The sequence below is a fragment of the Collinsella sp. TF06-26 genome (assembly GCF_002232035.1).
Lineage (GTDB): Bacteria > Actinomycetota > Coriobacteriia > Coriobacteriales > Coriobacteriaceae > Collinsella.
The window spans coordinates 129,063-139,518 of sequence record NZ_NKXR01000004.1; the positions used below are offsets into that span (position 1 = coordinate 129,063).

Sequence of the window (10,456 nt, forward strand, 5' to 3'; positions counted from 1 at the left end):
GTATCGTTATCGCGCCGTGCTCCGCTGTCCGCAATCGCGGCAAGATACGCAGCGTGCCTGGAATCTAGGAACGGTAGTCGCCGTTAATGGAGATGTACTCGTGCGTGAGGTCGCAAGTCCACACGGTGGTCGCCGCGTCGCCCGCGCCCAGGTCTGCCGAGATCACAATCTCGGGCGCCTCAAAACGTCGCAGAGCCTCGTCCTCGTCAAAGGGAACAGTCAGACCGTCGCGACAGACAGGCATGCCCATCATGTCGATGGAAACGTCTTCCTGATTAAACTTCACGCCGCACTTGCCAAGCGCCATAGCAACGCGGCCCCAGTTGCAGTCGTGGCCGGCGATGCAGGTCTTAACGAGCGGCGAGTTGGCAACGGCACGGGCGGCGATATCGGCCTCCTCGTCGTTGGCGGCGCCGGTAACGTTGACCGTAACAAGCTTGGATGCGCCCTCACCATCGGCGGCGATATTGCGCGCCAGGCTCTCGCACACCTCGTGCACGGCAAATGCCAACTCGTCAAAGGCATCGGAGCCCTCGACGATAGGCTCGGCATCTGCGGCAGCGGCGCCGGAGGCAAGCATGATGCAGGTGTCGTTGGTCGAGGTGTCGGAATCGACCGTTACCTTGTTAAAGGTCTGCTTGACGGTCGAGAGCAGCAGGGCATGAAGTGCCGCAGGCTCGACGGGGACATCGGTGGTGATAACTGCGATCATGGTGGCCATGTTGGGCATGATCATGCCCGAGCCCTTGCACATTCCGCCTACCGTATAGACATTGCCCGCATGACCCGCAGCCTCACTGACGTAGGACACGGCGTACTCCTTGGAGTGCGTGTCGGTCGTCATGATGGCGCGAGCGGCATCGGCGCCACCGTGGGCGGAGAGCGCCTCGTAGGCAGCAGGAATGGCGGTCTCAAACGTGTCGATCGGCAGAATCTGGCCAATTACGCCCGTGGAGGCGACCAGAATCTGCTGGGGCTCGCAGCCGATGACCTGCGAGGCGATGTTGCAGGTCTCGCGCGCGCAGGCAAGGCCGGTCTCACCCGTGGCGGCGTTGGCATTGCCAGAGTTGACCGAAACGCCGGCAATGACGCCGTAGCCCTTGTCGGCGCCGCCCAAGTTGGCACGGCTCACCTGCACGGGCGCCGCACAAAAGCGGTTAGTCGTAAACACACCGGCCCCGGGGCAAGGCTTATCGGGCACGACGAGCGCGTAATCCAGGCGCTCGGGATTCTTGCGGAATCCGGCATGGATGCCCGCCGCCTTAAAGCCGGCCGCCGCCGTTACGCCGCCCTCTACGGCACGAATCTTGATATCGAACTGCTCAGCATTCATCGTCTTTACGACTCCTTATGTCAAACAAAAAATGGGCATCGGTTGGTGCGCCATGCCAGTCGTGATCATGAGACCAGCTTAAGAGTGGCGCCCCATTCGATGCCCGACTACCAAATCGTTAACAATCGAATGTGCTACACCGGGCACGCCACTGTAGGCATGCCTCGTCGCTCGTCAAAGCCAAAGACGATATTGGCGCACTGGACTGCTTGGCCCGCAGCGCCCTTGCACAGATTGTCGATGGCGCCCGTCGCCACCAGCACGCCCGCGCGCTTGTTGAGCGCGAGGCCAATCTGGGCAGCGTTGGTGCCGACGACCGAAGCCGTCTTGGGCTGCTGGCCGGCATCGAGCACGCGCACAAAGGTGCGACCGGCGTAGAACTGCTTGTAATGGTCGACGACATCCTCAAGAGCCAGCGTGTCGAAAGCCTGCGGCGCGAGCGGCAGCGTCACCGTGGAGAGCAGACCGCGCTTGAGCGGTGCCAGGTGCGGGGTAAAGACGACGCGATCGGTCAGGCCAAGGATTTGCTCAATCTCGGGCGTGTGGCGATGCTTGCCCACGCCGTATGCTTCCAAATTCTCGTCGGCGCTGCAAAAATGCGTACGAGCGTTGCAGGACTTGCCGGCGCCCGTCACGCCGCTAATGGCATCGACAATCACGGGACCGTTCTCGGCCACCCAGCCCGCGCGCACGGCGGGCGCGGCGGCAAGGCTCGTTGCGGTGGGATAGCAACCGGCGCAGGCGACCAGCACGGGTTTGCCGTCGGCATGGTCGGATGCGGCGGTCTCCAAGTCCTGGCAGAACAGCTCGGGCAGACCGAAGGCACGGGTCTTGAGCAGCTCGGGGCTCGTATGCTCGGCGGCATACCAAGCCTCAAAAACGGACGCGTCGTTCAGACGGTAGTCGGCCGAAAGATCAAAGCAGGAGACGCCCGATGCAAGCAGCGCGGGCACCTGTGCCATGGCAGCCGTGTGCGGCACGGCCAAAAAGACCGCGTCGCAGTTCTTGAGCTCGGGGGCATCATGCGTCGTAAAGACAAGATCGCTTACGCCGGTGAAGCTCGGGTACACCGCAGACAACGGCTGGCCGGCATCGGCGTTGGACGTAATGGCAGCAAGTTCAAACTCGGGATGACCGAGGACGAGGCGAATGAGCTCGGCTCCGGCATATCCAGCCGCGCCGACGATTCCAACCTTCAAAGACATATCAGACTCCTTGTCTGCGATTTATGCACCGATGCGCATTTCGCAGCAGTCGTTATGAAGTGGGTTGAAACTTTAGCACCAAAAGATGCATGACTACGTAAATGGCTTGCATATTCATGCATTGAAACATTCCCGACACATTCGCTTGAAGGAATTGACAAATGGAGCGGGCCCCGTATTGACCGGCGCTCCTAACGGCGCCGGGCAATACGGGGCCCGCCCATGCGAAAACCAAGTTGTTAGGATGAGCCAGCTGGCTAGAGCTCGACCGGCACCCATTCGTCGTGATTGCAGATAAAAGCCTCGGGATCCTCGACGCTAAAGAAGACGAGCGTGGGGTCGTTAGGCCCCTCATAGTGCTCGCCCAGGTGCTCTAGATGCTTCCACCCGGCTTCGCGCATTTCGCCTAAAACCCGGTCATCCAAGCCGGCACGCCCGCGCAAGATGAGCCAGCCATGGCCCGGCCACCAACTCGTGGCCTCAAAGCGCTGGTTTTGCAGCAGCTCTTGCCACACATCTTTGGTGCGCGCTGTTACAAACCACAGCTTGCCATCCTGGATCTGCGCAAACGAAAACGGACGCACATGAGGCTGTCCGTCAACGCTCGTCGCCAAATACCATGCCGGCACCGACGTCAGATACTCCAACACCGTATTCAATCCGTCCATGTGTCCTCCTGGCGCTAGCTAATTCGGAACGGGTAGTTTATTTGAGACGCGCTAGAGCTCCAGGCGCTCCTCGCTGCCGTCGATATCACAGAAGCGCGCGGCAATGTTGCGGACCGAAAAGAAAACAAGGCGGCCGTCGTTGGCACTCTCGTGTTCCTCGCCGATGCCCACCATGTGCTTAAAACCCGCTTGACGCACCTTGTCGCTCGCAACTGCGTCGTCCTCAAGTGCGGCCTCGCCGGTCAACACAATCCAACATTCCCCCGGCTTCCAGCCCGAGAGCTCAAACTTGGGATTCGCACTCAGCTCCGCCCACACGTCCTTGTCGCGCGACGTGCAAAACCACAGCTTACCGTCATCGACCATGGCAAACGAAAACGGCCTCACGCGAGGCTGATGCCCGTCGGTCACATCGGTCGTGGCCAGATACCACGCCGGAATGCGCCTGAGATACGAACAGGCGCGCTCAAGCTGAGCCGTGCGGTCGTTGTCGGTCATAGGGGCCCCTTTCTTGCGCTCGAATCGCGCCTAAACAAGTTGAAGATTGATGACGATGACGCAGATGAGCAGCAACGCCGTCACCACCGCCGCCAACGCATCGCCGCGGCCAAATGCAAGTGTATGCAGACGTGTGCGGCCCTGCTCGCCATGATAGCAACGGGCATCCATGGCGGCAGACAACGTCTCGGCATGACGGAACACGCCCGTGAACAGTGGAATCGCCACACTGCCGAGCATACGCACGCCGCCGAGCGGGCCACCCGTTACGCGTGCACCACGGCTTGCCTGCGCATCGGCCGTCTGCTTCATCTCGGTGGCAAACTGCGGCATAAAGCGCAGCGCGATGCCCATGATCATGCCGAGCTCGTGCGCAGGGAGCCCCACACGCGCAAACGGCGCGAGCAGGCGCTCAAAGCCCGCGGTGAGGTCGAGCGTCGGTGTGGTGAGCGTGATGGCGCTCATACCGGCCATCATCAAGGTCAGGCGGCACGCCATAAAGGCGGCGGAATGCAGCGAGCCCTCGCTTATCTGCAGAAAGCCGAGCTGCCACAGGATGCGCCCACTCTGATCGGTAAACAAGTTGAGCACCGCGACCACGACGACGATTGCCAGCAGCGGCGCCATCGACGACAGAACGCGACGAGCCGGCACCCGGGACACGGCATAGATCAGCACGACGAAAATTGCGACAGGAGCCAGTCCGCGGAAGCCGCCGACGGTCAGCGTCGTGATTAAAAACACAAAGCCCAGGAGCAGCTTGGTGCGCGGATCCAGGCGATGGATCGCACTATCGCCGGGATAGTAGCTGCCAAACGAAAACGCCTCCATTAGCAGCCCTCCTCTCGCGCGACCGTCTTGGATTTAGCAATGTCCGCGACGTTAGAAGGACCGTCCGAGCGACCGATTAGCAGGTCCACCAACTCGTCTGCCAGCGATTCAACCGTATAGAGCCCGCCGCAACGCAGCGGCACGCCCGCCTCCGCGAGCGCCAACGCCATGCGCTGGGCAGCAGGTACGCCCAAGCCGATCGACTTGAGCTCATCGGCATGTGCAAACACCTGCGCGGGGGTTCCCTCTGCAAACACCGCACCTTCGTTCATCACGACGATGCGGTCGCAGCAATTGGCCAGGTCATCCATACTATGCGAAACCATGACAACGGTCAGGCCATCGCGGTGAAGTCGATCGATAAGCTCAAGGAAATCCCTGCGCGCAGCCGGATCGAGCCCCGCCATGGGTTCATCGAGCACCAGGACTTCGGGCTCCATGGCGAGCACACCGGCGAATGCCACACGCCGTTGCTGACCGCCCGAGAGTTCAAAGGGGCTCTTGTCACCTATCGTGGCAAGGTCGAGGCCCACGCGTGCGAGCGATGACGCAACGCGGCGCGCGACCTCGTCTTGCGACAGGCCAAGGTTGTGCGGGCCAAACGCCACGTCCTGCGTCACGGTTTCGGCAAACAGCTGACGCTCGGGATATTGAAACACCACGCCGACCTTGGCCTTAACCGCGGCGGCGTCTTTCTTGTTTGACAGATCGAGCCCCAGTGCGCGAACGAATCCCTCCTGGGGGCGAATCAAACCGTTGAGATGCTGGACTAGCGTCGACTTACCCGAACCGGTATGACCTGCCAAGCCCAGGAACTCGCCGCGACGCACCGTCAGCGATACATCGCGCAGCGCCCACGGGCTGCTGGGGTCGTTTCCCCAGAGAGCCTGTTTGCTCGATTTGCCCGCAGTGACCGAGCGCTTATGCCAGCGGCGGCGCTCGCGGGCACTCAGCGAGTAACTATGCGAGAGGTGCGAAATCTCGATGACGGGCTCCGACACGGCTGTCCCGTCGGTTGCAGAGGAGACGTTGTCGAGCACACGAGAATCGGATGCAGAAGGCCGCCCTGCGGTGTCTTCCCCACTCCGGTCGGCATATACCTGCGCAATCTCGGCGACCATATCCGCCTCGCGCACCTGCGCATGAACGGGCACGCCCTTCGCACGAAGCGCCGTGCCCAAGCAGCACGACGCCGGCATATCCAAGTTGAGCTGCGCGAGCTCGTCCGCCCGCGTCAAGATCTCCTCGGGCGTACCGAGCATGGCAACGCGGCCCGCTTGGAAGACAGCAACGCGATCGGCCTCGGCGGCCTCTTCCATAAAGTGCGTAATCATCACGATGGTCATGCCGCGAGCGTGCAACACGCGGCAAGCCTTCATGAGGCCCTTGCGTCCACGCGGATCGAGCATCGAGGAAGCCTCGTCCAAGATGAGCACGCGCGGTTCCATGGCGAGCACGCCGGCAAGCGCCACGCGCTGCTTTTGGCCGCCCGAAAGCGCATGGGTCTCGTGGCGCTCAAAGCCCACCAGGCCCACGCCCTTCAGCGCCTCGCGTACGCGCTGCGCAATTTGCGCCGATGGCACGCCAAGGTTTTCGGGACCGAACGCAACGTCATCTTCGACAAGCGTTGCCACCAGCTGGTCGTCGGGATTCTGGAACACCATGCCTGCGGTCGAACGAATGTCGTAGACCAGCTCGGGATCGGACGCATCCATACCGTTGATACGTACCGTGCCCGCATCGGGCTGCAGCAGCGCATTCAGATGCTTGGCAAACGTCGACTTGCCCGACCCATTGCCACCGAGGATGCAGAAAAACTCCCCGTCCTCGATGTTCAGATCGACGCCGTCGAGTGCCGGTACGGCACCGTCATAGCTAAAGGAAACGCCCCGACACTCAATCATGCGCGGCCTTTGACCTGGTCCTTTTTAGGCGTGATGAGGTTGGAGACCGCCTTGTACACCGCAAGTGTCAATACCGAGTTAAGGACGGTCTTGATAAGGTTGAACGGCAGCACGGCAGGAATCATAAGCGGGGCGATCACATCGACCGAGCCATACCAGAACCATACGCCAATGGTAAGGTTTGCGACCATAGACAACGCCGTAGCGGCAATGACGCCGAGCACCAGGCCAATCACGGCACCCTTATAGGTATGCATCTTCTGGTAGACGATAGCCGCGGGCAGAATGTAGCCCAGCGTGGCAACCAGGTTCATAAGCGCGCCGACCCAGTCACCCGTGGTGAGCGCATGGATAACGATCGCCATAGCGGCAACAGCGGTACCGGCACCGGGGCCATACGCAAACCCGCACACCATCGCCGGCACCAGCGACGGGTCATACGTCAAAAACGGCGCCGAGGGAAGAATGGGCAGCTGCACATACATAAACAGGGCGCCCAAGGCGCACATCAGCGCCATGGTAACGAGCTGTTTGGTGCTCCACCTATTCGTGTTCTCAAAATGGATATGCTGCGACTGTTCAGACATTAAGATCACCTGCCTCTTTCATCCGGACTCTAACCGTTGGTACTGGAATCTCACCAGTTCAGCCGGCATGCGAACCAACGCACACACGGGTCGCGGACTCATCGGCTCGGCCGCAGGCATCTCGCCTGCTCCGCGGCACCCCTTTGGCACCGCCCGATTTACCGCCAGTGGGGAATTCCACCCCGCCCTGAAACAGCACTTGCAAGTGTAGCACGAGCAATCGTTCGCGCAAGTATGCCGAGGGTAATTTGTGGCGGGGATCAGTTGCCGCAACAACCACGTTCCCCACCCATCCCAAAGTAGCGCGCCTTTCGCGCAAAGCGCGAAACAGCGAAGGGGACAAGCCACTGCAACAACCACATCCTCCACTCGCCCCAAAGCGGCGCGCCTTTCGCGGCAAAGCCGCGAAACAGCGACCGGGACACGTATTCCCAACAACCAAGTCCTCCGCCCACGCCGACCTCAAGGCCGTAAACGCAGGGAATCCGGGGGCGTGACGGGGGCTTCTCTCCGGAACATTCCGCAGGACGCAGAGAGGCTCCGCAGCGCGAAGCGCGATGCGGAGCCTCTTTGCATGTCCGAGGACGTTCCGGAGAGAAGCCCCCGTCACGCCCCCGGATTCCCGGTGGGAGTTCTAGACCTTGTCGGCCTTAGTACATACCGCCGCCCTGCTGACCAGCGGTAGCAGCAGCGATAGCGTCCTCAAGCTGAGTGTTCTTGGGCACATCGGAGACGGTAGCCTCGGTGATGAGGATCAGGCTGGCGACAGAAGCAGCGTTCTGCAGGGTGACGCGGCTGACCTTGACGGGGTCGAGGACGCCCATCTCGATCATGTCGCCCCACTCGCCGTTGGCAGAGTTGAGACCCTGGCCGGCGGGCAGCTCGGCAACCTTGTCGACCACGACGGCGCCCTCAAAGCCAGCGTTCTTGGCGATGGTGGCGACCGGAGCAGTCAGAGCCTTCTTGACGATGTCGACGCCGATCTTCTCCTCGGGGTCGTCAAGCTCAACGGCGTCGAGCGCAGGAGCAGCGTCCATGAAGGCGACGCCGCCGCCGGCGACAATGCCCTCCTCGACAGCAGCACGGGTAGCCTGCAGGGCGTCCTCGACGCGGTGCTTGATCTCCTTGAGCTCGGACTCGGTAGCAGCGCCGACCTTGATGACGGCAACGCCACCGGAGAGCTTGGCCAGGCGCTCCTGGAGCTTCTCACGGTCGAAGTCAGAGGTGGTGTTCTCCATCTCGCCCTTGATCTGAGCGATGCGGGCGTCGATGGCCTCCTTGGAGCCAGCGCCGCCGACGACGACGGTGTTGTCCTTGGAGATAGTGACGGACTTAGCGGTACCAAGCATATCGGCGGTGATGTCAGCGACCTTCACGCCCAGCTCGTCCAGAGCAGCCTGGCCACCGGTGAGGACGGCGATGTCCTCCAAGATGCGCTTGCGGCGATCGCCGTAGCCCGGGGCCTTGACGGCGCAGACGTTGAGGGCGCCACGGATCTTGTTGAGGACGAGGGTCGGCAGAGCCTCGCCATCGATGTCCTCAGCGATGATGAGCAGGCCACGGCCAGCGCGCTGGACAGCCTCGAGAACAGGCATGATGTCCTGGACGCTGGAGATCTTCTGGTCGGTGATGAGGATGTACGGATCCTTCATCACGGCCTCCATGCGGTCGTTATCCGTGACGAAGTAAGCGGAGACGTAGCCCTTGTCGAACTGCATGCCCTCGACGGTGTCGATGGTGATGTCGAACGTCTGGGAATCCTCGACGGTGATGACGCCGTCCTTGCCCACGACCTCCATGGCCTCGGCGATCTTCTCGCCGACCTCGGGGTCACCGGCGGAGATGGTACCGACGGAAGCAATCTGCTCCTTGGTCTCGACCGGCTTGGCCTGCTTCTTCATCTCGGCGACGGCGGCGTTGACGGCCTTGTCGATGCCGCGACGGATGGCCAGCGGGTTGGCGCCAGCGGCGACGTTGCGCAGGCCGTCGTTGACGATGGCCTGAGCGAGCAGGGTTGCGGTGGTGGTGCCGTCGCCCACGGTGTCGTTGGTCTTGGTGGCGACCTCCTTCACCAGCTGAGCGCCCATGTTCTCGATGTTGTCCTCGAGCTCGATCTCCTTAGCGACGGAAACGCCGTCGTTGGTGATGGTCGGGGCGCCGAACGTGCGCTGCAGCGCAACGTAGCGACCCTTGGGGCCCATGGTGACGGTAACGGCGTCGGCCAGAGTGTTGACGCCCTTGGCGAGCTTAGCGCGGGCATCGGTGTTGAACGTAATGTTCTTTGCCATGGTAGGTAATCCTCCAAAAGAAATGTGACTCGCGTCGCCGCTTCCGAGTCCTATGCGGCGGGCGCGTTCAAAGACGAATCAGAGATTCTGACGAGACTAGGCCTCGACGACAGCGTAGATGTCGTCGGCGCGCATCAGCAGATACTTCTCGCCGTCGACCTTGACCTCGTTGCCACCGAACTTACCGTAGATGACAACGTCGCCTTCCTTGACGTCCATGGGGATGCGCTCACCCTTGTCGTTGACCTTGCCGGCGCCAACGGCAACGATGGTGCCGCGCTGCGGCTTCTCCTGAGCGTTGCTGGCGATATACAGACCAGAAGCGGTCTTCTGCTCGGCCTCGTCGGGCTTGACCAGAACACGATCTGCAAGCGGCTTCAAAGACGACATGCTTGTCTCCTCCTTTTTGGGCCGCGCGGTTATACCACGCGAATTAACCCTTTTTGTTTGCGTACGCGTTGAATGGTACCCACGAATGGCGGGTTATACAACACGGAGTCAAAAAATCTTATTTTTTGGCACTTAGATTTTCTGAATGCCGGGGGATAACTTAGCAGTGGCTCCCGTGTGGCTCCGGAGGGGCGGGGCATAAGGTTTCCTGCTCGGGCAGTCCTGCTCGCACGAAGGCCACATTAAGTGGCCTTCGGCTCGTGCGGAACTCGCGATAAACCTTATGCCCCGCCCCTCCGGAGCCACACGGGAGCCAGGTTAACTAATTCGGGCCCGGCATTCAGAAAAGTCAGTGCAGCAAAATGGCGATGCGGATAGGAACGTGGGCATGGTTTTCGCTGCGCGCACGGGTCCCCTGGGGAGCACCGTGCATTTTTGGGAGTATTCAGCAGGCCAGGGTGGCTGCATACGCGCCAGACATACCTTATTGGTCCCAAGAACGCCTTCAGCGGGCGGTTTTGGTCGGTGGGCAGACCCCGTTGGGACAAATGGGCGTACTTCGCGCCGTACCGGAGCCCAAAATGACGTCAATCTCCGTAACGTTACTCAGCCGCAGCGGCACCGGCAGAGCTCGCGGTGCTGAATACTCCGTTTTTTGCACGGTCCAGGCGGGGGTACATCAGGGCCAGAAAGAACATCGGTGGCGCGCGCAGACGTGGTGTAAGAGCGTCCCGAGGTCCGTCGCTGCAAGT

The 10,456-nt window shown here is 61.4% G+C and carries 9 protein-coding genes and 1 riboswitch; all 9 genes read right to left on the reverse strand.

All coding sequences use genetic code 11. The annotated features are described in order from the left end of the window. Positions 1 to 64: 64 nt before the first annotated feature. The 9 genes from argJ to groES all read right to left on the reverse strand — a co-directional run bounded on the left by argJ (position 65) and on the right by groES (position 9,704). Positions 65 to 1,333, reverse strand: a complete 1,269-nt coding sequence (argJ, locus tag CHY22_RS04070) for a bifunctional glutamate N-acetyltransferase/amino-acid acetyltransferase ArgJ (RefSeq protein ID WP_089572541.1) — start codon at positions 1,331 to 1,333, stop codon at positions 65 to 67. Positions 1,334 to 1,467: 134 nt separating this feature from the next. Next, positions 1,468 to 2,538: an N-acetyl-gamma-glutamyl-phosphate reductase gene (gene argC / locus CHY22_RS04075; protein WP_089572542.1), complete on the reverse strand. Its 1,071-nt coding sequence runs from the start codon at positions 2,536 to 2,538 to the stop codon at positions 1,468 to 1,470. Positions 2,539 to 2,795: 257 nt separating this feature from the next. Then, positions 2,796 to 3,206 carry a pyridoxamine 5'-phosphate oxidase family protein gene (locus CHY22_RS04080; RefSeq protein ID WP_089572543.1) on the reverse strand — a complete coding sequence of 137 codons (411 nt, stop codon included), beginning with the start codon at positions 3,204 to 3,206 and terminating at the stop codon, positions 2,796 to 2,798. A 51-nt stretch (positions 3,207 to 3,257) separates the two neighbouring features. Next, positions 3,258 to 3,704: a pyridoxamine 5'-phosphate oxidase family protein gene (locus CHY22_RS04085; protein WP_089572544.1), complete on the reverse strand. Its 447-nt coding sequence runs from the start codon at positions 3,702 to 3,704 to the stop codon at positions 3,258 to 3,260. Positions 3,705 to 3,734: 30 nt separating this feature from the next. Next, complete coding sequence (locus tag CHY22_RS04090; RefSeq protein ID WP_089572545.1) at positions 3,735 to 4,535, reverse strand: energy-coupling factor transporter transmembrane component T; 801 nt, start codon at positions 4,533 to 4,535, stop codon at positions 3,735 to 3,737. Continuing rightward, positions 4,535 to 6,439 (reverse strand): energy-coupling factor transporter ATPase, encoded by a 1,905-nt coding sequence (locus CHY22_RS04095; RefSeq protein ID WP_089572546.1) that lies wholly within the window; start codon positions 6,437 to 6,439, stop codon positions 4,535 to 4,537. The genes CHY22_RS04090 and CHY22_RS04095 overlap by 1 nt, the downstream gene beginning before the upstream one ends. After that, positions 6,436 to 7,026: an ECF transporter S component gene (locus CHY22_RS04100; RefSeq protein WP_055252299.1), complete on the reverse strand. Its 591-nt coding sequence runs from the start codon at positions 7,024 to 7,026 to the stop codon at positions 6,436 to 6,438. Before CHY22_RS04100 ends, CHY22_RS04095 begins: the two co-directional genes overlap by 4 nt. A gap of 6 nt (positions 7,027 to 7,032) precedes the next feature. Then, a riboswitch (FMN riboswitch) is annotated at positions 7,033 to 7,225 on the reverse strand. A gap of 451 nt (positions 7,226 to 7,676) precedes the next feature. Next, positions 7,677 to 9,314, reverse strand: coding sequence for a chaperonin GroEL (gene groL / locus CHY22_RS04105; RefSeq protein ID WP_022094352.1), 1,638 nt, complete (start codon positions 9,312 to 9,314; stop codon positions 7,677 to 7,679). 96 nt (positions 9,315 to 9,410) lie between these two features. Further along, on the reverse strand, positions 9,411 to 9,704 hold the full coding sequence (groES, locus tag CHY22_RS04110) for a co-chaperone GroES (protein ID WP_089572547.1): 294 nt from the start codon (positions 9,702 to 9,704) through the stop codon (positions 9,411 to 9,413). Positions 9,705 to 10,456: the final 752 nt, after the last annotated feature.